We start from the raw sequence: 24,565 nt of genomic DNA, 5'->3' as shown, positions 1-24,565 counted from the left end.
CCGATGGGGTATCGGAGCCAGGCTTTGGCAGCCCTGACGGTCTAGGATTAAACCAGTCCAACTTTCGGGGGCTAGTTCACAGTGCTAGGAGGGGAATTAGATTGGCTGTACATAGGGCAAAAAATCGCGATGCCACTTCTTTCACCTCAAATCATGTCATTTGATGTAGTTTGATGATTTATGCATCATATTACTTCCCTTTGAGATGGATTCAAGAGGCTTGTAGCAAATTTTTCAATAAATTTTCCTTGGCGGGGTATCCTCAGTGCATGGCACACCTAGATTTGCTCTTCCGCGATTACGAAATCCAGATGGAAGCACAAAAACACCGAGATTACGAGGCAGATGCTCGCGAGCTCCGCCAGATAGAGCTTTCTCGCGTCACCGTGGCCGACCGTTTGGCAGCCCAGCTTGGGCAGCTGCTGACTATTCACGGGTCTACTGGAGATATTTGGCGGGGGAGACTGGAGACTTTGGGGCTGGGGTGGCTTCAGCTAGAAACGGACGCCGGCGGCCTCATTCTTCCGCTTGCGCACCTTCTTTACTGGGAAGGTGGAAACCACCAGGCCGTGGGCGAAGCTCATGAAGTGTCTCGCAAACTCACGCTGGGATCTGCCCTACGGGCCCTCAGCGCTGCCCAACGTGACATCCATATTTATCATGCAGGAGGAACCGGTCTCACCAGTGCAGGTAAAGTGTGGGCAGTTGGTGCTGACTACTGTGAAATCGTGGGGCAGCAGGCACACAAAGAGGACGCCCGCGGAACTCGGGGAGCTCCACGCAGCGTCCTCTTCACCTCAATTGCCGCTATCAGGGTAGCGGGATAAACAGTCTGTTTTAGGAGATATCGGCTCGTTCGGACTGCTCGGCCCGAATGGCTTCTTCGGTCATCGCATAGCGCTCGCTGATATATGCTTCGAGCATGCTCTTTTCAACCCGCCACTGGTTTCTGCCGCCAATCTGGATGGCCTTCAGCTCCCCTGAGCGCACCAGGGCGCGAGTTTGGCTGGGGGATATATTGAGAATTTCACCGACGTCGGTCAGGGTGAGAAAGCGCTGTTCAACCATATCTGGTTCCTTCTGAAACGGGGGAGTAGGTGGGGGATCCTTTGCTTTAGTTTAGTGCATTTTGAACTACCTTGATAGAAGAAGCAAGGCCTGTGGATAACTTGCTTGATTTTGCGTAACCTTGGTCAAAAATACGTGCAATCTTTGAAATTGATGTTCTGATTAGGGAAACTGCTGTCAACGAGGAAAACTTCCTGACTCAAAGAGGTGTCATGATGGCTCAAGAAAATCTTGCTCCCCGTTTCAGAAAGCCGGGGTTCCGCGACCCTAAGCTGCTGGCGGGCGTCCTAATTATTCTTCTCTCGGTTCTGGGCGTCGTCGGCCTTATCCGAGCTACCAACCAGACTCAGCCCTACTATGTTGCCAGTAAAGATATCGGTATCGGCGAAAAAATTACCACCGATAACGTGACAACTGCCCAGGTCAAGCTAGGTGAATCAGCAGGTCTCTACCTTTCGGCGGAGCAAGTAATCGCTGACGGGTCGGTAGCTACCCGTCCGCTAGCTGCGGGGGAGCTTCTCTCACCCCGGTCGCTGTCCACCGAGGTAAGCGACGGGCGCAGGCTCGTTACCCTGCTACTTGATCAGTACGCGGTAGCCGAATATGCTCCTGGCAATCGGGTAGATATTTGGGTTGCCTACAAAACAGAGGGGGCCAACTCGTACGGTGATCCCGTGGTCATCGCAGAATCAGCCGAGGTGCATTCTGTAACGGCCCAAGAATCTGTGATTGGAGGAACCGGCCGTTCGGCTGTTGAATTGTGGGTAAACCAGGACGTCCTGCCCACAGTCCTCGGTGCCACCAGCAAGGGAGCGGTCATCAGCCTGGTTCCGTCGGCCTACGCACCGGGAGGGAACTAATGCAGGTTCCTATCGTTATTGTTGGTGATGAGGGCGGACGTTTCGTTTCAGCCATTGAGTCTCAACGTGGCCAGGTGAGCGTGGTCAGGCACGTGCACGATATCGGTGAAATGCTGGGACTTGCCCAAAGCGGCCTTGCCCGCGCTGTGCTGATCGTGACCGGGGGAGAAGAACTCACCCTTTCCATGGTTAAATCTCTGCACCACCTTGAGGTGGCAGTGTGTCTTGTCAATGACCAGGGAACCCAGCCACCTATAGAAGGCATCCACCCGATTGATTCTCTAGCTGATACCGCAGAGATCGTTAGCGAGATCGAAAAGGCCGTCGATACCCTGCTGAATTCAGAGCAGACCGGTGAGCAGGCCAACCAGGCTCAGAACGAGGAGCCTGCCCTCTCCGCCCCGGCTCAAAGTCACCCCATAAGGGGTGACGAAAAGCAGGACGCTCCTGCCCCCTCACCTGCGGAAGGGAAGATAGTAGCGGTGTGGGGCCCCTACGGTTCACCGGGACGCACCACCCTGGCCATCAACCTGGCAGCAGCCTACGCAGAAACAGGGTACTCGGTTTGCTTGGTGGACGCAGATACCTACGGGGCGTCCGTGGGAGCTGCTCTAGGCCTTACTGATGACTACTCAAGCCTCGCCCAACTCTGCCACCACGCAGACCGTGGAGGCATAACCCAACAACAGCTCAATGAACTTACCCACACCGTCTCGCACCGCTCTCACTACTTCGACATCATCACCGGCATCAACCGACCAGATCGCTGGGTAGAGGTACGCTCAAACGCTCTCGACCTCGTACTCGATACACTGGTTTCAACATACGACCTGGTGGTTATCGATACCTCTTTCTGCCTTGAGGAAGACCCAGCCCTGAGCTTTGACGGTTTGACTCCCCAACGAAACGACGCAACCTTAACCAGTCTGGCGCGAGCTGACCACCTGATAGCTCTTGGCCTAGCAGACCTTGTGGGCGTACCGCGTCTTATCAAAGCCTACGACACCCTTAGCCAGGTACTTGGGCCAGCCCTTGATCAAAGAATCAGCATTGTCTTCAACCGCGTCCGCACCGAGGCCCTAGGCCCATCTGCCCAGGCCGTTCTCGAACACTCCTGGGAGCGATTCGGCCCCAGCCTGCCCATAGCAGCCCAGCTACCAGAAGACAGCCCAAGCGCTGATAAAGCCCGCCTAGCAGGAACAACAATTCTTGAAGTAGCCCCACAAACAGAACTGGCCCGCCAGCTACAGGCGCTCGCCGACACCAGCCGAAATACCCTAGGGATCGGAAAACCTGCCCCATCACTAGCGCCCCCTCCGAGCCCGAGCATGGTAGAAAAGAAGAAGCCCTGGGTGCGATTTACCCGCCGCCCCCGCTCCTAACCCACCCCGCCCAGACCACCAGGAGGCCCCCCTTGTCACTCACTGAAATCCTCATGCGCACCGGCGCTTACGGGCCGGGCGATATCGAGTGGCTCCACCTGCTCACTAACGAGTGGCAAATCATTGCAGATACCGGCTACTGCGACCTCATGCTCTGGGCGCCCCAAGCCGACACCATCGAGGGCTACTTCTCCCTGTCCCAGCCGCTGCCGGCGTCCGCTGGGTTCATCAACCTCGCCCAGATTCGCCCCTCCACCACCCACACGGTTTTTCACACCGACTGGGTCGGCAAAGAGCTCGACCCGGCCCTCTGCGAGCGGGCGGTCGCAAGCTGGAACAGCCAAACCCCCAAGACCCTCAATGACGAGCACAACCTCACCGATATCGTCCTTGATACCGAGTTCATTCCGCTAATACGCAATGACAGACCCGTAGCCCTCTTGTCGGTCCACCGCGAGAGCCTGGGTACCCGAAAGCGCCAGAAAGCGGAGAGGGTCTACCGCGACGTCTCCCATCATCTTCTACAGATGGTCTCGCGCGGTGCCTGGCCCGAGTTCTCCGCCCCTGTTGGAACGGCCCACGGCAACCCCCGTGTAAGCGACGGCTTGGTCATGCTTGATACGGACGGACGGGTTACCTACGCTTCACCTAATGCTCTGTCTATCTACAAGCGTCTCAACTACGAAGGTGACATGCTCGGTGCGAGCCTACTCGATATCACCCGGGCCCTGCTACCTGCCGGTGAGAAGGCGGACGAAACCCTACCCCTGGTTCTTACCGGGCGCATGCCCTGGCGCGCAGAAATCAAAGCCAACCGCAAAAACGTCACCTTCCGTGCCATCCCCCTGCGCCATTTTTCACGCCTGGGCGAAGAACGCTACGGGGCCCTGCTACTCTGCCGCGACGTCACCGAGCTGCGTCGCCGAGAGCAAGAAATGATGTCGAAAGACGCTACTATCCGCGAAATCCACCACCGGGTCAAAAACAATCTCCAAACAGTCTCAGCCCTGCTTCGCCTGCAATCGAGACGCATGACCACCCCCGAAGCGAAGGAAGGCCTGGAACAGGCGATGCGCCGTGTCTCCACTATCGCGCTGGTACACGATGCCCTTTCCCAGGGGCTAACTCAGGACGTAGACTTTGATGACCTCATTAGCCGACAGTTTAGGCTTGCTGCCGAGCTTGCCTCGCCAGGGCAGCACGTTGCCACCCGGATCGAGGGATCTTTCGGGAAGCTACCCAGCCAAATTGCCACCCCTCTTGCCCTCGTTATTAATGAGGTTGTGGCTAACGCGGTAGAACACGGTTTAGCTGGAGAAACCGGTACCGTAACCCTCGGTTGCCAGCATCGCTACTCAGAAGGGCAAGAGCACAGCATTATCGTGACGGTTCAAGATAGCGGCCCCGGAATTAGCGCCGAAAAAATTAGAGAGCTAGAGGGAACTGGCGGCGGAACCGGTCTAGGGACTCAAATTGTTAAAACCCTGGTAGCCAGCGAGCTCAACGGTACTATTCACTGGAGTCTTGCTCCTGAAGGCGGAGCACTGGTGACAATTGAAGCTGCCATTGTGTAGCTAAAGGAAAGCCGCATAAAAAGGAGGGGCGAACCGGTACACCGGTTCGCCCCTCCTAAAGAACACTTACATGAAGTTGCTACTATGAGGCCCTGCGGGCTCGGGCAGCACGTCGCTTCATAGCGCGACGCTCATCTTCACTCATACCGCCCCACACACCAGAATCCTGGCCTGTTTCGATAGCCCACTGCAGGCAGGTATCCATCACAGTGCAGCTGCGGCAGACATTCTTAGCTTCTTCAATCTGAAGAAGGGCGGGCCCGGTGTTTCCTACGGGGAAAAAGAGTTCAGGGTCTTTCTCAAGACAAGCAGCACGGCTACGCCAATCCATTAGCATGCTCTCCTATAGGGTTTACCGGATTAAAGCTGAGGCAAAGTAGCTCAGCAACTAACAAAAAAATCTGGCCCCTTTCCTAGAAGGAGCCAAACTTGAACCTCAATAACTTTCCCACGATATGGGGCGTCATACAAGGGGGTTGTGAGCGAAAATCTGCTTGCAGCCCTGAGGTAAATGTCACAGGCGGGTGCACAAAGGGGTGCCGGGGTGAGAGGTGACACTCCCGGGTGCCTATTCTAGATAGGAGACCCTTTCTTCGTACATAGAGAAATGAGATAGACGTGGCTTCTTCCAGCGTTTCAGCCCTTCCAGTTCCCGTGAAAATCTTGGTCGGGCTGAGCCTCCTTCAGGCCCTGTATCTAGTGGTTACTGCTCTCATCGGGACTTTCGCTTCTGCCGATATTGGGGGAGCGTCAGTTATTGCCTCCTTTTATTTCATTATTGCTCTGGCTCTGGCCGTGGGCGCTGTTGCCGTGTGGAAGGCGCAGCGGTTTGGGCAGCCTCTCGTGCTTGTCTGGCAACTCTTTGCGGTTATCATCGGCGTTCAAACTACTCTGGGTGGAGATTACCTGGTAGGGCTAGCAACGGTAGGCATAAGCGGAGCTGTCATCCTGCTACTTTTTACCCGCTCTACTCTTGAGCATCTGGCTCCTTCCTCCCGGTAACCTGTTCGTCGGGTAAGGCTGCCTGAAAAGCCGTAATAGTTGCGTGATCAATCATGACTCCCCGCCCTGCCGGGAGCTGGCCGTAAGTTTTAAGGTCAAGGGGGAGAGGTACGCCCGGGTAGAAGGACATGTCTGCGGAGCTATGCGGGGTAAGCACGATACCCGTAGAGGTACCGCTGAGGGCAGCAAGAATCGGTGAGCTACTCCACCGTGGCCAGGGTGTGTAGGTCACGACAACAGACCCAAACTTTTCTTTCTGGGCTAGTATCGTCTGCTGTATATCGTGGCTGAGCTTATCAAGGTCGTCGATGAGCAGAATGGGGCGGAGCCCCAGGCTCTCGCTCCGTGCAAGAGCTTGACTGATATCTTCTGCTGCGGTGCCGGTATCTGATGAAATAACAATGAAGAAATGCTCAGGATTAGCTTGGACGAGGGTCGTAAGTAGGCTCGTTTTTCCGGATCCCCTCGGGCCGCTGACGCTGATAAATCCACCTCGCAAAGGCGGGGTAAAGGCTACCGAGCCGTCCCTGAGTACACCGCAGGCGAGCGCGCCGGTGTGGGGCTTGGCTGCTGACGGGAGGGAGCTGACCGGGGAGTGCAAGGGGAGCGGACGCCAGGAAAGCCAGTATCTGTGGGAGTCGCTTAACAGGTGGTTAGGGCCTTGCCGAGCACCGGTCTTTGGGGCAGCTAGCGGAGCGCTGAGCTCTGTCCAAGCAAGTGTGCCTGCCTGTACTTTTCCTTCTGAGGAGTCGTAGATAACCTTTCCTTCTATCGCAAACTGCCCGCTGCCCGGCAGGGTGTAATCCCTAGTGTGGGTACGAAGAGGGTCATTCTCAACAGCTGCTCGAGTCATGAAGGTGTGCTCAAAGATATGCTGGTACTTACCTCGTACACCTGTTACTGAAGTGCAGAAAACCTGAACTGTTGGGTGATCACCCAAGTTGAGAATCTGTTGCAGGTGAGCTTCTGCAGCCGGGTACCGTTGGAGCGTATCTAGCAGTGTTTCTAGCGTATCTATGATGAGGAGCTGGCCCGGTCCTGGGGCTTCTGTGCAGCAGGCTAGAAGGTGCTGAAGATAGTTGGAATCCTGGTAGGTAAAGACGTCAAACTGTTCTGCGTATTCCTTGCCCCAGCTGCGTATCTCTCGTGCGCGCTGTTCTGACGGCGTAAGACATAATACGGCGTACCCTTGAGTGAGAGCTTGAAGGAGGGTTACCCGAAGCGCAGGTATCCACTCGTTGCTGCCTCCCTGTACTAAAATTGGGCCATCTTCCGCCGACCAGATAAAGGGGGCTTGAAACCCTAGTTCTGCTATCTCGTACTGGCCGAGCAATAAGGTAAAGGGGCCAGCAGACTCCGGCAAATCTGTATGGCAAGGAGCTGAGAGTGATGCCGGAATTGGCTGATAGGTCGGTAGCTGATGTGCATTCTGGTAGGCCTGGTAGATAGCCGTATTGGTGGTATCGAGTTCTGCATCGCTCAGAGCCTGGCAATCGGTGGGCTCCTGAGAACCAGGCAAATCGAGCACAAAACGTGCTCGGCATCGTCCTTGGTGCTCTTGCCTGTAAAGTCCCGTGATTAAAGGAGCTTGAAACTCAACCATCTCATTATCTGCACTCCGTAGAAGGCCCCGCCCCGGGAAGCTAGCAGAGATATGAGAAGCTTCTTCCGAGCCTAGAACATTGAAAGATTCCTGGGCAGAACTTACTCTAAGGCACATCACTGTTGAGATATTTGCCCTGATATCGGGAGAAATTGCTCCCTGCGGGCGCTGGGTAGCTAGGACGAGGTGGTAACCCAGCGACCTGCCAATCGTAGCTATCTTCATCATTTCGCTCATAATGTCTGGGTAATCATCGACAAGCATGCGAAACTCATCGATGCAGATAATTAGCTCCGGAAAATCAGGCGCTGTGCGGGCGTTTCTGCAGAGGTCGATATAATCGTCATAGGAACTGACGCCCAACTGCTTCCAGACCTGTTTGCGGTGGGTAAGGTCTGCCCGCAAGAACTTCATAGTGCGCATTAGCTGAGACGCGTCAAGGTCAGAGATGAGCGAAACACAATGGGGTAGAGACGCTAGAGGGCCTAAACCAGCACCACCTTTGAAATCTATGAGGACGAAGGAAAGACGCTGAGGCGGGTAGCTGAGGGCTGCAGACCATAGCAGGGAACGAAGAAGCTGGGACTTACCTGAACCTGTAGTCCCTGCACAGAGAAAATGCGGGCCATGATGCACAAGGCCGAGTTTTAGGTCATCGTTACTTTCACAGGCTAGCCCCGCATACAGAAAGATCTCTTCTGCCCATAGATTCCCCGGCTGGTTACCCTCCGGCAGCTCAGGGAGAGCATAAGCAGGTAGTTGAGAAGTATTCGTTGCTGCAACGCTAACTCTCTGGAGAAGAGAGGATGTAGTGACTCTTCCCCAACTCGCCAGGAGAGCACAGTAACGCTCTTCGCTGATTCCGTCTAAAACGACGTCATGCCAGCTCGTTGACTGAGAAAAGAGCTCTGCAGGCTCTTTATGAAGCCCTTTGTTGGCTAAGGGAAAGGGGAGAAGCTGTGGAGGTAAGGACGGCGGCAGATAGGAGCACACCAAAAAACCTGTTTCTAAACTACTGAGCTCTGCAAGAGACACCGTGCACACGTTTGCTGCTGCAAGAAGCGGGTCAATGAGACGCAAAAACCAAGTAGCCTCCTGCTCCTGAACAAGAAGGTAGACCGGCTGATTCTGAGCCAAGAGCTGGCAGAGGGCTAAACGCTGGGTCGAAAGAGGAAGCCCAGAGACTAGGGGCGCAAGTTCTTCTACGCTTATGACATAAGGGGCTCCCTGGACTTCAGGGAGGCTCCCTAGCTCACGTTGCTTGCCTCTAATTCGTACTGGCCGGGTGCCGCGTCCTATCACGATGCCTGTATCAGCATCAACCTGGTCAGCCCCGCGGTAGCGGGCTATAGCGTCCTCTTCCTCCCGAGCAAGCTGCGTTATCTGACGGCGCACAGAGGATCTTTCGCGCCCCTGAGAAAAAGCGTGAAGTCCCATTAAGAGTGAGGACCCACAGGCCATGAGAAGAACAAGCCACAGCTGGGTCAACCAGGCAATCAGAAGGCCCACAATGAGAGGTAGAACCATCGTTGCTACCAGTAGCAGCTTGGACTTAGGGGCGGGAGCATCAATGTCTTGAACTACCGGGTCACGAAAGAGGGGAGCGCGGTACTCATACTGGTCAAGCACAAGGACGCTCCCACCCAGAATAAATTTTTCCCCTACCTCAAGTTTGCGGTGGGAGCCCTCATCCGAGAAATACACACCGCTAGCCGTCACCTCTAGGAAGCCCTCAATCGGTGCAAGCGCTGGGTCGTCGATTGTGAGCAGGGAAGCCTGCCTACCAATTTCCCAGCTACCTCGAGACAGCGGAAACTGAGAATGAGAATCTGGCCCGTGCACCACACGTAAGGTAAACAGGGCCTTCTCCTCTGGGAAAGGAAGAACTGTTGCATGAGATGCAAGGGGCAGCACCGTGAGCTGGGCACCACTAGTCCAGGGAGCCTGGCCGGGAGTAAGCTCCCTGATATCTTGCCCCTGAACACCCCAACTGAAATTATCGCTACCCCACACATTAGAGAGTTCTCGGTAGATATCTACTCCAGTTGTGCCGGGCGAATAATCAAACTCCACTGTTCGGTAAGATCCCGCCGGTGGCTGCTGGACGCGCACTAAAAGCTTCATAAAGCTACCTAAGTTCTGGAGACCTGCCATTGCAAGGGCACAAAACGGAAAAACAAACTCTCACCATTGTTTTTCTGTCTTTCCGCGAAAAAAGTTGAGGTTCCTCTGCACACAGCACTAGCACAGGGGAAGACCGGGGAATAATCACACGATCTTTACAGCCTGTTAGCGGGTAGTAGCCGACTATATCCGGTACTTTTGTTATTAACTGTGTTTACCTTGCGCGCAAGGAACACACCGAAGTTAAGCTTCTACGCTGTAGTAGCAGAGCACGGTTGCCAGACTCCCCACGATAGCTGTGCAACCCCTAACAAGGAGTAAGTTAAGTGAACGCTGATCTCGTAGTCGTAGGCTCTGGCCTCTTTGGCCTCACCATTGCAGAGCAAGCTGCTACCCAGCTTGGCCTCAAGGTAGCCCTGCTCGACCGCCGTCATCACATCGGCGGTAACGCATACAGCGAAAACGAAGAGAAGACAGGAATCGAAGTTCACCGCTACGGCGCCCACCTCTTCCACACCTCTAACGAACGCGTCTGGGAATACGTCAACCGCTTCACCGGCTTCACCAACTACACCCACCGCGTTTACACCAACCACAACGGTATCGTGTACCCCATGCCCATCAACCTGGGCACTATCAACCAGTTCTTCAACGCCGCCTACTCACCGGCAGAAGCCAAGGCCCTGATCCAGGAGCAGGCCGGTGAACTCGCAGGAACCGACCCCAAGAACCTGAACGATAAGGGGATCTCTCTCATCGGGCGTCCGCTCTACGAAGCCTTCATCAAGCACTACACCGCAAAGCAGTGGCAGACCGACCCCGCTGACCTGCCGGCGTCCATCATCTCCCGCCTGCCCGTGCGCTACAACTACGACAACCGCTACTTCAACGATAAGTACGAAGGCCTACCGGTCGACGGCTACACCGCCTGGCTTGAGCGCATGGCAGCCCATCCCAACATCGAGGTGCACCTCAACACCGACTTCTTTGAAGAGGGCCACGAATACTCCCGTTCCAAGGTCCTCGGCCAGGTCCCCGTTGTGTACACCGGCCCCGTAGACCGCTACTTCGACTACGCTGAAGGTGACCTCTCCTGGCGTACCATCGACCTCGAAGAAGAAGTCCTTGACATCGAAGACTTCCAGGGCTGCTCCGTCATGAACTACCCCGACGCAACCCACCCCTTCACCCGCATCCACGAGTTCCGCCACTTCCACCCCGAGCGTGACTACACCAAGGACGCTACCGTCATTCACCGCGAATACTCACGCTTCGCAGAAAAGGGCGACGAACCCTACTACCCCATCAACACCGGCGCTGACCGCGAAATGCTCCTCAAGTACCGCGAACTCGCTGGTGGAGAGCAGAACGTGCTCTTCGGCGGACGCCTGGGCACCTACAAGTACCTTGACATGCACATGGCTATCGGTGCTGCACTCTCCATGTTCGACAACAAGCTCCGCCCTCACTTCGAAAAGGGCGAAAAGCTGGTATCTGGCGGAATCGAGGCCTAAAACTTATGCAGAACACCCAAGAGACCCCTATGAAAACCCTGCAGCGCGTTATCTTCCCCGAACGCGCTCAGATGGACACCGTATCGCTTTACGTCGATTCGGGTATTGCAACCGGTGTGCAGCTCTCCACCATGAACGGTGCCTTGAGCCAGAACGACTCTTTGAAGGACGAGAAAGCTCCGGTCAAGAGCAGCGGCGGTTCAGCAAACGAAGCACACACTGAAGACTTCATTGGTCGTCGCTCCACCCTCGTGCGCCCCGGTACCCGCCTCTCCTTTGGCACCTACTTCAACGCCTTCCCCGCATCCTACTGGAAGCGCTGGACTGACCTGACCTCCGTCCGCCTGCATATCCAGACTCACGGCGAAGGCACCGTCATCGTGTACAAGTCAAACGCTCGTGGCTCGCTGCAGCGTGTAGACTCCAAGCGCGTAGAAGGTGCTGCCACTACCCAGTTTGACCTCTCGCTGAAGCCCTTCGGCGATGGCGGCTGGTACTGGTTCGAACTCGCCGCTGGCTCTGAAGCTCTGGTGCTGGAATCAGCAGAGTGGCAGGGCGCTGATAACGGCAAGGCTCCCGGTCGCATCACCCTGGAAATTACCACCATGAACAAGCAGGAATTCTGCCTGAATAACCTGCGTTCTCTGGCTGCTAACCCCGAGGTTCTAGAGCATCTGCAAGAAGTTCTCATCGTCGACCAGGGCTCTCAGAAGCTCCAGGACGAGCCTGACTTTGAAGAAGTTGCTGCTACCTTGCAGGGTAAGCTTCGTATTATTAACCAGGCGAATCTGGGTGGTTCAGGTGGCTTCGCCCGCGGTATGTACGAGGCTGTAGAAAACGGTTCTGACTACGCCCTGCTGCTCGATGATGACGTGGTTGTTGAGCCGGAATCTATTATCCGACTGCTCACCTTCGCTGATATGTGCCGTAAGCCTACTATCGTAGGTGGCCACATGTTTGATCTGTACAACCGTACCGTTCTGCACACCTTCGGCGAGGTCGTCAACACCTATCGTTTCCAGCCTGACCTGCCCCACCAGGACCAGTCCCTGGGGCATGACTTCCTGCACTCCAACCTGCGTAGCACCCCTTGGCTGCACCGCCGCACTGACGTGGACTACAACGGCTGGTGGATGGACCTAATTCCTACCCAGGTCATTCGTGAAATTGGTCTGTCACTGCCTGTCTTCATCAAGTGGGATGACGTTGAATTCGGCCTGCGCGCGAAAAAGGCCGGCTACCACACCGTCTCGCTTCCCGGTGCCGCTGTTTGGCACGTATCGTGGATTGATAAAGACGACCTCGTAGGCTGGCAGGCTTACTTCCACATCCGTAACCGCATCATTGCTTCGCTGATTCACTCACCCTATGAGCGAGGCGGACGCCTGCTGCGTGAGTCGCTCTATGCAGACGTCAAGCACCTTATCTCGATGCAGTACTTTACCGAGCACGGTCGTATTATGGCGCTGAAGGATATCCTTGCTGGCCCCGATCAGCTACATGACCTCCTTGCCCAGCGTCTGCCCGAAATTCGTGCTCTGACTAAGGAGTACACTGACGCCCAGTTCAAGGAAGACGTCGAGTCCTTCCCTGAGCCGCGGATGGCAAAGCCCCCTCGCAACGGCCGTGGTTTTGCTGCTCCGTCTTACCGTACTCTTGCTCCCTGGGCCTTGAAGACTGTCACTAAGCAGCTGGTCAAGCCTGTGCGCGATGAATATAAGCAGAACCCCCAGGCTCATATTGCTCACCAGGATAACCGCTGGTGGCGTATGTCCCAGTACGACTCGGCTCTGGTATCAAACGCTGAAGGTACCGCAGTTTCGTGGTACCGCCGTGACCCAGAACAGCTCCGTTCAAAGCTCATCGAGTCATCTAAACTGACCGCTCAAATTCTGCGTGAATGGCCTACTCTGCGCAAGCAGTATGCCGAGGCCGCAGAGCGTATTACTTCTATCGAAGAGTGGAAGAAGACCTTCGACAAGCATACGGAGTCAGAACTTACTCGATGAATGATTCGATGAATAAACAACTCGTAGCCCCCGGTAAGGGCCGTGGGCTACGGGATGTTTTTGCTAACAGATTTTTGCTAAAACTCCTGGTTGATAAGGAGATACAGGTAAGGTACCGGGGCTCGGTGCTCGGTATTCTCTGGTCCTATATCAAGCCTGGGGTGCAGTTCGCCGTCTTCTATATCGCCTTAGGTCTTTTCTTGGGGCTAGAACGCGGTATGCAGAACTACGCCATCTACCTATTCTCTGGAATGATCGTTATTAACTTCTTCTCTGAAGGGTTTAGTAACGGGGCTAAAGCCATGGTAGTTAACGGCGCGCTCATCAAGAAGATTTATCTACCTCGTGAACTGTTCTCGGTTTCAACGATTTGGGTGGCTCTTATCCATTTCCTTCCTCAGATTCTGGTGCTTCTTGGCGCGTGTTTTGTAGCTGGTTGGAGCCCTGATCTGAAGCAGCTGGGGGCGGCCCTGGTCGCCATGATTATCGTGATGATCTTTTCAGCGGGCTTGGGCCTCATCTTCGGTGTAGCTAACGTTTTCTTCCGCGATTCTGAGAATATTGTGGATATGCTCCTGATGGTTGCTACCTGGTTCTCACCGGTCCTGTACTCGTGGACCATGGTGCGCGATACCCTTTACCCCTGGGTAATGAACGTGTACATGATGAACCCGCTCACTGTGGCTGTTGAGCTCTTCCACTATGCTTTCTGGATGCCTACCCTTTCAGCTGAGTCTGCTGCACTGCCGGTATCTCAAATCCCTCCGCACCTTCTTACCCTGTGGGTACCTGTTGCCCTGGGTGTTTCTCTCGTGACCCTGTTCCTCGGTGACTTACTCTTCCGTAAGCTAGAGGGCAACTTCGCCCAGGAGCTCTGATTTACGTGGATATCAAGAAGTTTGATTTACCACCCGTGGCAGATAATGCTCCTGTGGTTATCAAGGTTGAGTCTCTGGTGAAGCGCTTTGTGCTGCGCCATACTCGGTCGATGAAGGAGGCCTTTGTCTGGCTGATGAAGGGCCGTAAGGGGGACTTGAATGAGAAGTTCAATGCTCTTAACGGGGTTTCTCTGGACATTCGCGAAGGCGAGCGCATTGCCCTGCTGGGCTATAACGGTTCGGGTAAATCTACCCTGCTCAAGCTGATTTCGGGTGTGATGCACCCGGATGAGGGCAGGGTATTGACCGGCGGACGCATCGCTGGGCTTATCGAGGTTGGAGCAGGTTTCCACCCCGATTTGACCGGGCGTGACAACGTATATCTGAACGCTGCCATCCTTGGTATGAGCAAGGAACAGATTGAAGCAAAATTTGATGAAATTGTTGAATTCTCTGAAATTGGCAACTTTATCGATACCGAGGTTAAGTTCTACTCGTCGGGTATGTACCTGCGACTGGCTTTTGCTGTAGCTGTTCATACTGATCCGGAGATTTTCTTAGTGGATGAGATTCTGGCTGTGGGTGATGAACCTTTCCAGAAGAAATGTATCGCTAAGATTCGAGATCTGAGTGCTGAAGGGAAAACCCTGGTTGTGGTGAGCCATGACCTTGATTTGGTGGCAAAGATCTGTGAACGCGGAGTGGTCCTGGATCATGGCTCTAAGCAGTTCGATGGCCCTATTGACGAAGCGATTGAATTCATGAGGGCAAAATCCCACTAAGGAAGCCTTCCCCAAAAATGCCCACAAGCTAGATAGCTTGTGGGTATTTTTGTGCGTTGTTACTAGTCAGTAACTAGTTGTGTGTCAAAACATTACGTTTATCCGTAGTAGGTTTGAGGTGCTGTGGAAAAACTCTAGTCTTCATGCGTTATGGCTTGTCAGGTGCAACTTCATTGCATTCTTGTTGGCTGGGTAAGGGTATACGGGGCGCGGTTATCCACAGGGTGGCCCTGGGGTGTTTGATTGTTTCGCCTAATCAACTGTATCTTGTTTGGTAATTCATCGACTGATCGCAATGGAGCGTAAGGGGGACAGATGTCTATAGCGCAAGCAGAAGAGCTGGTTGAAGCAGACGTGCGTGACTTGATTCGCCGAAGCAGCATCGACCCGCTCGTACAGCAGGTGGAAGCTAAGGAGCTCATCCAGCAGGCCATCGCTGAGTACGAGCGCCAGATGCTACGGGGCGTAGTACCGCGACTTGAGAACGCTGACTCCCTGATCAGCTCCCTTTTCGACAAGGTATGCGGCTTTGGCGAGATTCAGCAGTATCTTGATGATAGTTCTGTTGAAGAGATTTGGATTAATGCTCCGGACGAGATTTTTGTGGCTCGTGCTGGAGAGTCTGAGCTCACCGGGCTTACCCTGAGCGAGGAACAGATTCGTGCGCTGGTAGAGCGTATGCTCAAGACCTCGGGACGACGTCTTGATTTGAGCACACCTTTTGTCGACAGCTCCTTGCCGGACGGTTCTAGGCTCCATGTAGCTATTCCTGATGTTACCCGCCGTCATTGGGCCATCAATATCCGTAAGTTTATTGCGCGAGCAACTCGTTTGAGCGATTTGGTTAAGCTGGGGTCTCTCAGCTTAGATGCGGCAAAGTTTTTAGATGCAGCCGTGGCTAGCGGGTTAAATTGCCTGGTCTCTGGTGCTACTCAGGCTGGCAAAACAACCATGTTGAACTGCCTGTCAGCATCTATTGGCATGCGGGAGCGCGTTATCACCTGTGAGGAGATTTTTGAGCTCAAAATTCCCCTCCGCGATGTTGTGAATTTGCAGTGCCGTCAGCCCAACCTGGAAGGCCATGGCGAGATTCCTCTCCGGCGTCTAGTGAAAGAGGCTTTGCGCATGAGACCCGACCGCCTCATCATTGGTGAGGTACGCGAGGCTGAGTCTCTTGATATGCTCATCGCGCTCAACTCCGGGCTCCCGGGGTTATCTATAGCTAGAAACTGTGTAGCACCGTAGTTACCCAAATTCTCTGTGAGGGACTTCAGGGACATGGGTAACAGTGTTATCTATAGTTCATGGAAGCAAATAAAAGCTAGATACCGACAATCCCATCATAAAGGCGGCGTACCCCCAGCCTCGTGATGGGTTGGTACCCCTACAATGGTTATAGAAGTTCCACCAGATGTAGAAAAACGGTGAAATCAAGATCATGACCAAAGACGAAGAAACGGAACTGTACGCCGCTTACTATGCGGAAGAAGGAGAAAAGCTGCGCGCTCAGTCGCGGGCACGTTCTCAGGTTCTGGCGTCTCACTCTCACTTACGTAATAGCAAGTTGATAAGCACTGGTAGCCAAGAAAATCACTTAGATACAGTTGAAGCTCGCAAAGATATTCTCCGCGGTGATGCATCTGTCTTTTAGTGCTTGAAGGCGCCGGGGCAATTTTTGATTTGGGGAAAAATATAGGGGGATAGTCAAGCTGAGATGAGACCCCCATCATAGAGTGCTGGCCACCAAGCTGATTCTTCAGTATCTCCAGCAAGATTGTGCAGGAAGGCCCCTGACAGTAAATGACTGTCAGGGGCCTTTGGGCATATATGAGATAGGAGGTTACGTCATTACTCGAAGAGCTGGGCGGCCAGCAAGCGCCATAATCTCGTTATCTACACCTACCACAGCTTCCAAATCATGCTTGCTTACATGGGTAATCGCTAGCAAAGATTTCAGATTCCAGCTGTAGGTTCGAAGGTAGTTCAGAATATCTGACATGGCGGTAAAACGGACGGGATAGGGCGGGGCTTCATTATTGATGATATGCCGGTATGACCCGTTAAGTCGTTTGTACCAAGAGGAAGCCTGGTCTTTGCTGATGTCACGGCGTAAAGAAGCACGAGTTACAAACGATTTCGGGTGTAGCCCCCAGTAGCGAGATAGATTCATCAAACCATCAAGGTCTCCTGTCTTTAACGATAGGAACTGGTGTTTGATGCTTTCGTAGGGGGCTAGGAGCTCACCGGCAAATAGGTCTGCACGATCCTCAATATATTTTGGGGTGTCTCCTGGCTCGGGGGAGTATTTATCAAGCACTAGGTGGGCGTATTCATGAGCCAATGTGAACCGTCTGGTGTTGTCTGTTGTCGCATGTGTCAGCATGACGAGCGGGGCTGTCTGCTCATCGTGCCAGTAAGATACACCATTTACCTTCGCTATCTGAATCGGCAGGCCTGTTAAGATAATGCCTTCACTCTCTAAGTAGCCTGCGATGTTCGTTAGCGGTTGATCTGGAGAGACGCCCCATTGTGCACGTATTTGGTGGGCGACTTGTACTACCTGGTCATCGTTTTCTGCTCTGTATTGCTTGAACGTTGGGGCCTTTTTCTGCTTGGATGCTTCAAGGACTTTATCAATAACATGTAGGCGTATAGATGCTTCTGCTTCGAGCATGTCTACTGTTTTTTGGGGAACACGATATTTACGGAACATCATTCCCTGCGACTCGACGCTCGGTAAATCGATGGTAAGCAAGGTCGTTGGTACCTCAAGGATGGAAGCGTAGGCTTCAAGGTCTTCACCCTTGAGATCGAGTTTCCCTTTTTCGATTTTTGAGGCCCAGCTGGGCTGTTTGCCGACTGCTTCTGAAATCTGTGCGAGTGTCATGCCGCGGCGTAGACGCATTTTCCTAACAGTCTCAGGTGCTGCAATCTGCTGTTCCTGAGAGCGATAAGAGGATAGTTGAGTGGGTTCTGCGGTTGTAGATTGAGGGGTTGCAACCGATGGAACACTAGTGTTCATGTCAGCTCTTGCCCTTCTGAAGTTAGTGTTTTTGATGCTAATTGTTAGGTGGTGTATGTAGCTTGAGCGAGCTACAAACTAACGATTCTACCTCCAATCCTAATCTATGCAAGAAAAAATGAGTATATTTTTTCGCGGTATCAAATCATGACTTCTAGCCCTCTTGCTGGCTTTTGTTTTTCTCGTCTGCGAAGGGAGCTTTGTTGGGGGCATCTTCAGTGTCGAGCGCGCGGCGAACCTCGATATTTGGTACAGGCGTCGGAGGTACAGAAGTTGAGGGTGCAACGGGTGTCGCAATGTTGTTCATAATGGTGAAGATGAACTCTAACTCTGGGGCTTTATCCTCAATGAGCTGGTTGGCGATAGCTTCTGCTTCTTCTAGATCTACTTCAAAAACGAAAAGCGGATCGCTGATACTTGCCGTTAGTGCAGAGAAGGTACTTTTGGTGGGGAGCCCATACTTTCCTGTTTCAATCAGTAGCTGGCAGAACATTGTGTTCGGTGAAGCCCGCAGTCCCTTTCTTCTATATGAAGTTTCCTGATGGCTGCTGATGCTAGGCGATAGGTCAAAGAGCGCCGGTTGTGAGGACGTATCTATATCGGAGATGACCTGGCAGCGCTCTACTCGGCCTACGTGTGGGTACTGGTAGATGCTGGGATGGATATGTTCATTGATGAGCTCACCGAGCACTTCATTTTCGTCACCGGTCACGATGCCCCTACTCCCTTTGCCCCACTGGGGCAGGGGAACATCTATGACATTGTGTGCCGTCTCAAACGCAAAGACGCCCTCAGCAACGTAAACCCCAACTGGACACCGCACTGGTTCCGCCACACCCACGCAACAGCCCTCCTACTCTCTGGGGCACCACCGCATATAGTCATGCGCCGGCTTGGACACCAACACATCCAAACCACCCTAGAAACCTACGCATGGGTGACAGAGGACGCAGAACTACGCGCAGCTGGCTCCTGGGCAGCCTACGCCCAGGGCTGGGAAAACCACACCACCGATAGCAACCAGGTACAGGAGCGCTCATGGTAGAACAGGCCCAACACAGCACACCCGCCGCCCACATCACCGCCCTACCCCATCTACCTGGCAACACCTCCGAGCAAGGGCACACCTGGGCAGCGCAATGGGCCACCGTACCTGACCCCTGGACAACCCCTGCCTACCGACTTGATACAGAGCCCCACAAAAACGCCTTCGCACGACAATCAAATAAAAAATACACCCGCAAAACCTACGACTACTCCACCGGGTACACCCGCGCAAACCAAGAAATTGCCTGGTTCATCTACACCATCTGGAATGAAGGAACCTACAGACCCGACCCAGCAATCTTACGCTGGTACTCCCAAGCGGTAACCAGCCTCATCTGCCGCACCCCCGCCCCAAACACCACCAGCCTCATAGACATCAAACCCTTCCGTCTCATTCAAGAAGCAACCCGCATCTTCTACACCCGCAAAGGTCACTACCCCTCACCCGGTGGGCTACGCAACCTGGAAATACTAGCCAACACCCTGCACGCACACCTAGCTGTGCGCTGCACTGATGCCCCCTGGTACAGCCACGACATCTGGAACCTCAAACTAGACCCACGCATCCCCAGACGAGAGAACGAACCTCACCTAATACGAAACCTACACCTCACCCAACTCACCCAGCCCTGGCTCAAAGAAGCAGTACGCTACTGGTTCTCCCAAGCCCTCACCTACGGCTACTACACCTGGACATCCCTAGGATCACACATCACTGCGCTGAACTACTTCAGCAAATACCTCAACACCACAGACCACACCCCCGTTACCCTAGGGGAGGACTTACCAGCTATCCGCCGTATCACCACCGGGTTCGTGGACTACCTCAAAACCCCAGTCGAAGGCTGCCACTCCAAAGCCCTCAGTGACAACACCACCTACAACGTCATCAACGCCGTCCAAAGGCTCTACGAGTTTGCCTATGAAAATAAGGCCCTCATAGCAGAATCAGCCGGTGAACCAGCCTGGGGCAACCTCACCGCAGACCACACCCGCCTCTTCCCGACCTACCAGCGCAAACGCAACCGCAAAGCCCACCCGGTCACCTACTTCGAGCCCGAAGAACTCTCAGCTATGCTCGCCCACATCGACATCCTCAAAACCCCTACAGACCAAACCATCACCATCAACCTACCCGGCCGCGAACCAGCCACCTACCAGGGGATAGGAGATGAACAAGTAGCGCGTATCTGGCTCATCCAGGCCCTCACCGGCCGCCGCGCCTCCGAAATCCTCATGATGGACTACGAACCGCTGACCATGCTCGATGTAGACCCAGCCAAAATACAAGAAGACTCCTTCATCGCCCGCATGACCTACCAACAAACCAAAGTAGATGGGATAGAACCAACCATCTTGGTAGACACCGCAGTAGTAAACATCATCCGCGAACAACAAGCCTGGGTTGAAGAAAAATACCCCGGCCAACCACACCCCTACCTCTTCACCAACCCCCGCGGAAACTTCAAAGGCAACCAACCCCGCTCCTACCAGTCCTACAGTGACGTCCTCCAACGCCTCGATAACCTCGTCAAACTCACCAACACCGCAGGAGAACAACTCCGTTTCACCCAAACCCACCGCCTACGACACACCCGCGCCACCGAACTACTGAACAACGGTGTACCGGTGCACGTCGTCCAACGCTACCTAGGGCACCGCTCCCCAGAAATGACCATGCGCTACGCCGAAACCCTAGCAGCCACCGCAGAAGCCGAGTTCCTACGCTACAAAAAAGTCGGCTCAGACGGCCGCGACCTGGGCCTCTCACCCCGAGACCTCCTCGAAATCAGCCAACTCGACCACAGAGCAGACCGCATCCTACCCAACGGCTACTGCATGCTCCCACCCACCCAAACCTGCGACAAAGGCAACGCCTGCCTACCCTGCGGCGCCTTCGCCACCGACGCCTCCTACCTAGAAGAACACCGAGCCCAACTCACCCGCCTCGAATCCCTCATCGCCTCCCGCAAGCAACAGTACCAAGCACGCCGCGGCGAACCCATGCCAGAAACAAACGTCTGGCTCACCGGACGCCTGCGCGAAAAAGCATCCCTAGAAGCAATCATCACCAAACTCGAAGATGAAAACACCACCGGGGCACAAGCAATCTCAGGGGCAGGCACCACCGGCCGCGTAGCTCTAACCCTCATCACCAACCCAGCTACCGGCCCAAAGACCCCAGTACAAGCAAATCTCCGAACCCACCGCTAGAACCAAACCAAGGAGAAACCTATGAGCACCGAACCCACCCAGTCCCGATCAGGCAACGAAGATGCACGCGACGAAGCCCTACGTGAAGCAGGACGAAATCGCACCGCCACCGCAATAGCCAAAGCAGAAAAAGGTATCCGCCAACTCATCAAAGACGGCGGAACTATCAGCTTCTCATCCGTCGCCCGCACAGCCGGCGTCTCCACCAAATTCCTCCACCAGAACGAAGAACTCGCCACCCGCATCCGCCACCTAGCAGCCCAACAAAAAGGCGCACCAACCCGACACCCAGAAACCCAACCCACCGGCGAATCAGCCATCATCGCAGCCCTACGCCGACAACTCCACGACCAAGAACAACGACACCGCAACCAAATACGAGACCTCAAAAAACACATCAACGCACTAGAACACCAAAACCAGGTAATCTACGGAAAACTAACTAAGCAAGGAAAAATCTAAAACCATGAACGAACCCAACCGTCACGCAAAAATCCCCAAGGTACACACTGATAACGATCAGCTCCTTGAGGGTAGTGTCATCCCCTCAAAAGAAGAAAACCCGAGTTTCTTTACTCAAAAGTTTTACTGCGCAGGAAAAGACCCACAAGGCACTCCCTGCCGGGCAGCAGCCGCAGCCAAGACCAAGTACACCCGCACGAACAAGAACGGGACACTCAGTACCGTCAGCGGAAACTTCCACCTAGCCCCAGATGCCGCCCATATCGAACAGTGCAGCTACGACATCATGGCCCAAATCCACCAGCTGCACACCACCTACCAAGACACAATCGAGAAAGTAGAGAACCACTATCTACTCACTATTCCCAGAAAAATGAACAACGATGCTCCTGAAGCAACAAGACAAGAGGGCAGAGCAGCAGACGACATACAAACCCTACACACCACCAAGGACACCGGCCACCGTGAACCGACCCTCCAACAGGTCACACAGACTGCTGCTGCCATCCTCGAACTCTTTGAACGCTTCGATGAAGAGGACGAAGCAAAAAAGCATTTCCGCATCAAATACGCTGGCAAGACCTACCGGTGGGAACAGTTCTTTTACTCAGCTGCTACCGACGCCGCCAAACTCTACCAAGCAGCAAGTGAAGATCCAAAGCGCCCTATGGTGCTCTACGGCAAAGTAGGAGACACCCCGAAAAAAAATAAGGCAAAAAGGTACTCAATCTGGGTTCTCAATAGTGCCAGAGCTAAAGTGCCCAGAGAGGATAAGATTATTAGCCTGAGTATCTACACAGACGACCCAGTTGCGGCGAACTTGGCTAAAGGGCAGCTGATTCTCGCGATCGGGTACTGGAAACCCAAAGGAAAATACCTGGGTGTATCAGCAACTGCACAGACCTATATCACTTACTAAACGGCACAACCAATATGTCTAGAAACCTCACTCCTGAAGCCCGCATCAAACAAGCAGCAATCCTCCGTACCGAAGCCCAAAAACGCTCTCAAAAAGCCTACGACAAAACCCAAGCAGCCCTAGAACGCATGAAAAAAGCAGGAGACCCCCTCACCATCTCAGGCCTAGCCAGAGAAGCCGGGGTCTCCCGCAAATATTTAAAGGGTCATTCGCATTGGAGAAAAGTACTAGAACGGCAACGTTCCCTCATCGCCATCATTGAGTGATCGATGTGGAACTCTATCCTTATCGCTTTCAGGCCATTGCACCCCGTTGCTGCTAAGCTCATCCTTTGTGAAAATATCATTTTTCATGATGTCCTTGAGCAACGTTTCCATATCTTTTTCTATATCAACCAGCAAAGCAATAATCGAGATTACTTTATCAAGTTCTTCAGACCACTCTGGAAGCCAATTCTTCTCCACAATTAAATCAAGAGGACTATTAACGTTCTTTTTAGGAGAGATGCAGCGTTGCTCAAGCCATCTCTTCAATACTTTATTGCCTCCTACGCTGTAATCCCAGACTTCCTCTGAAATATTTGACCAGAGACCTTCCCCTATGTGGAGAGTTTTAGTGCTTGGTTCATATCTAATAGTGTTTTTAGAGGGGGCGGCGGAGCCAATGGATTTTTCGTATTTAGGTAAAAGATTAGTATTCAGCGCATCTCTAATTTTCGTTAGGCCGTTTGGATGTTCACCTGATTCCCCAAAAGTATGGAGCCACTGAACATAGCGACCATACATAACTGCCTTACTCCAAAGCTGGGGATTCTTTGTAATTGGCACACGGCTTTCTGGAGTTTGAAGTTCGTCCTCAAAGTAATCAACGAACCCAGAATGACCAGTAATTCCAGCTACATAGTCAAATATATCGCTTTCCGAAATCATTGAGCCTAACACTGACTGTAGAGCTTCGTGCAAGCCCGGTGCAATATTTAGGTCACCATTTGGGTGGAATTTAGGGATCGACCGACCTCCGCCTGAACCTCGAAAGAAATGAACATCAGGGATGAGAGCAGAGTAGACCATCGCCGGCCCCCGTCTAGGAAATTCTGAATGTAACTCATAGCTGAATACCTGCCCACTTATCCGTCCATGCCACAGCGTCGGAGAGGGCCTGTTTATTAGTCTGCTATCTGCAATTAAGTATTGCCTGTCAAGGAACCTATAACCACAACGCACTATTGCAGAGTCATTCAAGTAGACAAGATTATTTTTAAATGGAGTCCTAGTATTTTTTTCTACATCAACACCTGGTAGCGGTTCCTTGGAAGTTTCCAAGCTTATTCCACTACCTTCTTTGAACATTTTTGACTTTATATTCATGTCGGATTGATGCGTAACAGCACTGAGTCTCTCATGTAAGGTGTTCTCAGTAGTTGCATAGACCCAATTGCGCCCTGTCATTATACCGTTGGCTCTCCAAGGAAAAATATCACCTGTGGCTGGGTAATGATCCCACATATTGTTAGGTGCTGGAGTGAATGGATCTGTCCAAGAGTCTCGTACTTTCCTCCAAGAGCTATCCGATAGCTCTAATCGAGAAAGTTTTTCATACTTTTCTTCACGTGTTCCAGAAATATCAATATAGTTTATTTCTGCAGGTGAGTTTGATGATGTGTTTTCAGTACGTACAAAAATTGCAATCACAACAGGTGTAGAAATGTCAAAAACATTATTTGGGGAATTTATTCCCTCAGGGGTAAGATTAATTATCCAGCCATGGGAACACTTTTCTCGAAGATATTTGCGCATTCCTCTGAATCCAGGGCTAGATAGGTAGCCAGAGGCAGTGATAAAAGAAATAACACCTTCATCACCTTGTGGGGTGTCAGGGTTATTCGTGGATTCAAATGCCTTCCACGTCGCCCATCGCCAGAAATAAGCATATAAATTGCTAAGATGTCGATCGTGTCTGGCGTTTCCATCACCTATGACTTTGAAATCTGCCATAAGAGGAGGATTCTTTTTACTTCGTGTATTGAGGCTTATTCAAAAGTAGACACGCACCCCACCCCCACCAACTAGACAACGGCCCCACCCGCGGCAAAAATATGAGCGTTA

21 protein-coding genes and 1 pseudogene are annotated in these 24,565 nt (G+C 53.2%); 16 read left to right on the top strand and 6 right to left on the bottom strand.

Features of this window, described 5'->3' with window-relative positions; genetic code table 11:
• Window positions 1–269 precede the first annotated feature (269 nt).
• Window positions 270–827 (top strand): hypothetical protein, encoded by a 558-nt coding sequence (locus ACFP6B_RS02035; protein ID WP_237185401.1) that lies wholly within the window; start codon window positions 270–272, stop codon window positions 825–827.
• A gap of 10 nt (window positions 828–837) precedes the next feature.
• Here ACFP6B_RS02035 and ACFP6B_RS02030 read toward each other — a convergent pair whose 3' ends face one another.
• Window positions 838–1,068: a helix-turn-helix domain-containing protein gene (locus ACFP6B_RS02030; protein ID WP_377126160.1), complete on the bottom strand. Its 231-nt coding sequence runs from the start codon at window positions 1,066–1,068 to the stop codon at window positions 838–840.
• Window positions 1,069–1,280: 212 nt separating this feature from the next.
• Between ACFP6B_RS02030 and ACFP6B_RS02025 the strand changes: the two genes are divergently transcribed.
• From ACFP6B_RS02025 to ACFP6B_RS02015, 3 genes are read left to right on the top strand one after another with little or no spacing between them, the layout of a single operon-like run.
• The gene (locus ACFP6B_RS02025; RefSeq protein WP_237207164.1) at window positions 1,281–1,928 is read left to right on the top strand and encodes an SAF domain-containing protein; all 648 of its coding nucleotides are present in this window, start codon (window positions 1,281–1,283) and stop codon (window positions 1,926–1,928) included.
• Window positions 1,928–3,310 (top strand): AAA family ATPase, encoded by a 1,383-nt coding sequence (locus tag ACFP6B_RS02020; RefSeq protein ID WP_377126157.1) that lies wholly within the window; start codon window positions 1,928–1,930, stop codon window positions 3,308–3,310. The genes ACFP6B_RS02025 and ACFP6B_RS02020 overlap by 1 nt, the downstream gene beginning before the upstream one ends.
• A gap of 32 nt (window positions 3,311–3,342) precedes the next feature.
• The gene (locus tag ACFP6B_RS02015) at window positions 3,343–4,884 is read left to right on the top strand and encodes a sensor histidine kinase (RefSeq protein WP_377126154.1); all 1,542 of its coding nucleotides are present in this window, start codon (window positions 3,343–3,345) and stop codon (window positions 4,882–4,884) included.
• An 82-nt stretch (window positions 4,885–4,966) separates the two neighbouring features.
• Here ACFP6B_RS02015 and ACFP6B_RS02010 read toward each other — a convergent pair whose 3' ends face one another.
• On the bottom strand, window positions 4,967–5,215 hold the full coding sequence (locus ACFP6B_RS02010; RefSeq protein WP_135013289.1) for a WhiB family transcriptional regulator: 249 nt from the start codon (window positions 5,213–5,215) through the stop codon (window positions 4,967–4,969).
• 287 nt (window positions 5,216–5,502) lie between these two features.
• Here ACFP6B_RS02010 and ACFP6B_RS02005 point away from each other — a divergent pair, with 287 nt between their 5' ends.
• Entirely contained in the window at window positions 5,503–5,886 is a 384-nt protein-coding gene (locus tag ACFP6B_RS02005; RefSeq protein ID WP_377126150.1) for a hypothetical protein, read from the top strand.
• Here the strand turns inward: ACFP6B_RS02005 and ACFP6B_RS02000 are convergent.
• The gene (locus ACFP6B_RS02000; protein WP_377126147.1) at window positions 5,852–9,601 is read right to left on the bottom strand and encodes an FtsK/SpoIIIE domain-containing protein; all 3,750 of its coding nucleotides are present in this window, start codon (window positions 9,599–9,601) and stop codon (window positions 5,852–5,854) included. The two genes, ACFP6B_RS02005 and ACFP6B_RS02000, sit on opposite strands and share 35 nt — an antisense overlap.
• A 338-nt stretch (window positions 9,602–9,939) precedes the next feature.
• Here ACFP6B_RS02000 and glf point away from each other — a divergent pair, with 338 nt between their 5' ends.
• The 6 genes and pseudogenes from glf to ACFP6B_RS01970 all read left to right on the top strand — a co-directional run bounded on the left by glf (window position 9,940) and on the right by ACFP6B_RS01970 (window position 16,447).
• Window positions 9,940–11,127: a UDP-galactopyranose mutase gene (glf, locus tag ACFP6B_RS01995; protein ID WP_135013292.1), complete on the top strand. Its 1,188-nt coding sequence runs from the start codon at window positions 9,940–9,942 to the stop codon at window positions 11,125–11,127.
• A gap of 29 nt (window positions 11,128–11,156) precedes the next feature.
• On the top strand, window positions 11,157–13,136 hold the full coding sequence (locus ACFP6B_RS01990; RefSeq protein ID WP_237199761.1) for a glycosyltransferase: 1,980 nt from the start codon (window positions 11,157–11,159) through the stop codon (window positions 13,134–13,136).
• Window positions 13,137–13,144: 8 nt separating this feature from the next.
• The gene (locus ACFP6B_RS01985) at window positions 13,145–14,014 is read left to right on the top strand and encodes an ABC transporter permease (protein WP_377126142.1); all 870 of its coding nucleotides are present in this window, start codon (window positions 13,145–13,147) and stop codon (window positions 14,012–14,014) included.
• A gap of 5 nt (window positions 14,015–14,019) precedes the next feature.
• Window positions 14,020–14,796, top strand: a complete 777-nt coding sequence (locus ACFP6B_RS01980) for an ABC transporter ATP-binding protein (protein ID WP_377126139.1) — start codon at window positions 14,020–14,022, stop codon at window positions 14,794–14,796.
• Between the two features lie 504 nt (window positions 14,797–15,300).
• A pseudogene (locus tag ACFP6B_RS01975) lies at window positions 15,301–16,011 on the top strand (CpaF family protein); the annotation flags it as partial.
• A gap of 223 nt (window positions 16,012–16,234) precedes the next feature.
• Window positions 16,235–16,447, top strand: coding sequence for a hypothetical protein (locus tag ACFP6B_RS01970; protein WP_377126136.1), 213 nt, complete (start codon window positions 16,235–16,237; stop codon window positions 16,445–16,447).
• 189 nt (window positions 16,448–16,636) lie between these two features.
• Here the strand turns inward: ACFP6B_RS01970 and ACFP6B_RS01965 are convergent, their stop codons facing one another.
• Both ACFP6B_RS01965 and ACFP6B_RS01960 read right to left on the bottom strand, forming a co-directional pair.
• Entirely contained in the window at window positions 16,637–17,818 is a 1,182-nt protein-coding gene (locus ACFP6B_RS01965; protein ID WP_377126133.1) for an XRE family transcriptional regulator, read from the bottom strand.
• A 154-nt stretch (window positions 17,819–17,972) separates the two neighbouring features.
• Window positions 17,973–18,530, bottom strand: coding sequence for a hypothetical protein (locus tag ACFP6B_RS01960; RefSeq protein WP_377126130.1), 558 nt, complete (start codon window positions 18,528–18,530; stop codon window positions 17,973–17,975).
• Between ACFP6B_RS01960 and ACFP6B_RS01955 the strand changes: the two genes are divergently transcribed.
• Genes ACFP6B_RS01955 through ACFP6B_RS01935 form a run of 5 tightly spaced genes read left to right on the top strand, consistent with a single transcriptional unit; the run spans window position 18,477 to window position 22,726 of the window.
• A complete protein-coding gene (locus ACFP6B_RS01955; RefSeq protein ID WP_377126127.1) occupies window positions 18,477–18,863 on the top strand; it encodes a tyrosine-type recombinase/integrase in 387 nt (128 codons plus the stop codon). The genes ACFP6B_RS01960 and ACFP6B_RS01955 overlap by 54 nt on opposite strands.
• Window positions 18,857–21,079: a tyrosine-type recombinase/integrase gene (locus ACFP6B_RS01950; protein WP_377126124.1), complete on the top strand. Its 2,223-nt coding sequence runs from the start codon at window positions 18,857–18,859 to the stop codon at window positions 21,077–21,079. The genes ACFP6B_RS01955 and ACFP6B_RS01950 overlap by 7 nt, the downstream gene beginning before the upstream one ends.
• A gap of 21 nt (window positions 21,080–21,100) precedes the next feature.
• Complete coding sequence (locus ACFP6B_RS01945; RefSeq protein WP_377126121.1) at window positions 21,101–21,541, top strand: DUF6262 family protein; 441 nt, start codon at window positions 21,101–21,103, stop codon at window positions 21,539–21,541.
• A gap of 4 nt (window positions 21,542–21,545) precedes the next feature.
• On the top strand, window positions 21,546–22,460 hold the full coding sequence (locus ACFP6B_RS01940; RefSeq protein ID WP_377126118.1) for a hypothetical protein: 915 nt from the start codon (window positions 21,546–21,548) through the stop codon (window positions 22,458–22,460).
• A gap of 14 nt (window positions 22,461–22,474) precedes the next feature.
• On the top strand, window positions 22,475–22,726 hold the full coding sequence (locus ACFP6B_RS01935; RefSeq protein WP_377126115.1) for a DUF6262 family protein: 252 nt from the start codon (window positions 22,475–22,477) through the stop codon (window positions 22,724–22,726).
• Here ACFP6B_RS01935 and ACFP6B_RS01930 read toward each other — a convergent pair.
• Window positions 22,688–24,454: a type ISP restriction/modification enzyme gene (locus ACFP6B_RS01930; protein WP_377126112.1), complete on the bottom strand. Its 1,767-nt coding sequence runs from the start codon at window positions 24,452–24,454 to the stop codon at window positions 22,688–22,690. The genes ACFP6B_RS01935 and ACFP6B_RS01930 overlap by 39 nt on opposite strands.
• Between the last annotated feature and the right edge of the window lie 111 nt (window positions 24,455–24,565).

The organism is Rothia nasimurium, from assembly GCF_042660305.1.
Classification (GTDB): domain Bacteria; phylum Actinomycetota; class Actinomycetes; order Actinomycetales; family Micrococcaceae; genus Rothia; species Rothia nasimurium.
The sequence above is the reverse complement of the archived record's forward strand: the minus strand, read 5'-3'. Positions and strand labels throughout refer to the sequence as shown.

What these genes read in the sequence shown, in the direction of transcription:
- ACFP6B_RS01950 (WP_377126124.1), top strand. Translation starts at nt 18,857, where the DNA reads ATGGTAGAACAGGCCCAACACAGCACACCCGCCGCCCACATCACCGCC.
- ACFP6B_RS01955 (WP_377126127.1), top strand. Translation starts at nt 18,477, where the DNA reads ATGGATATGTTCATTGATGAGCTCACCGAGCACTTCATTTTCGTCACC.
- ACFP6B_RS01970 (WP_377126136.1), top strand. Translation starts at nt 16,235, where the DNA reads ATGACCAAAGACGAAGAAACGGAACTGTACGCCGCTTACTATGCGGAA.
- ACFP6B_RS01990 (WP_237199761.1), top strand. Translation starts at nt 11,157, where the DNA reads ATGAAAACCCTGCAGCGCGTTATCTTCCCCGAACGCGCTCAGATGGAC.
- ACFP6B_RS01965 (WP_377126133.1), bottom strand. Translation starts at nt 17,818, where the DNA reads ATGAACACTAGTGTTCCATCGGTTGCAACCCCTCAATCTACAACCGCA.
- ACFP6B_RS01940 (WP_377126118.1), top strand. Translation starts at nt 21,546, where the DNA reads ATGAACGAACCCAACCGTCACGCAAAAATCCCCAAGGTACACACTGAT.
- ACFP6B_RS02035 (WP_237185401.1), top strand. Translation starts at nt 270, where the DNA reads ATGGCACACCTAGATTTGCTCTTCCGCGATTACGAAATCCAGATGGAA.
- ACFP6B_RS01935 (WP_377126115.1), top strand. Translation starts at nt 22,475, where the DNA reads ATGTCTAGAAACCTCACTCCTGAAGCCCGCATCAAACAAGCAGCAATC.
- ACFP6B_RS02030 (WP_377126160.1), bottom strand. Translation starts at nt 1,068, where the DNA reads ATGGTTGAACAGCGCTTTCTCACCCTGACCGACGTCGGTGAAATTCTC.
- ACFP6B_RS02010 (WP_135013289.1), bottom strand. Translation starts at nt 5,215, where the DNA reads ATGGATTGGCGTAGCCGTGCTGCTTGTCTTGAGAAAGACCCTGAACTC.
- ACFP6B_RS01985 (WP_377126142.1), top strand. Translation starts at nt 13,145, where the DNA reads ATGAATAAACAACTCGTAGCCCCCGGTAAGGGCCGTGGGCTACGGGAT.
- ACFP6B_RS01945 (WP_377126121.1), top strand. Translation starts at nt 21,101, where the DNA reads ATGAGCACCGAACCCACCCAGTCCCGATCAGGCAACGAAGATGCACGC.
- ACFP6B_RS02020 (WP_377126157.1), top strand. Translation starts at nt 1,928, where the DNA reads ATGCAGGTTCCTATCGTTATTGTTGGTGATGAGGGCGGACGTTTCGTT.
- ACFP6B_RS02025 (WP_237207164.1), top strand. Translation starts at nt 1,281, where the DNA reads ATGATGGCTCAAGAAAATCTTGCTCCCCGTTTCAGAAAGCCGGGGTTC.
- ACFP6B_RS01930 (WP_377126112.1), bottom strand. Translation starts at nt 24,454, where the DNA reads ATGGCAGATTTCAAAGTCATAGGTGATGGAAACGCCAGACACGATCGA.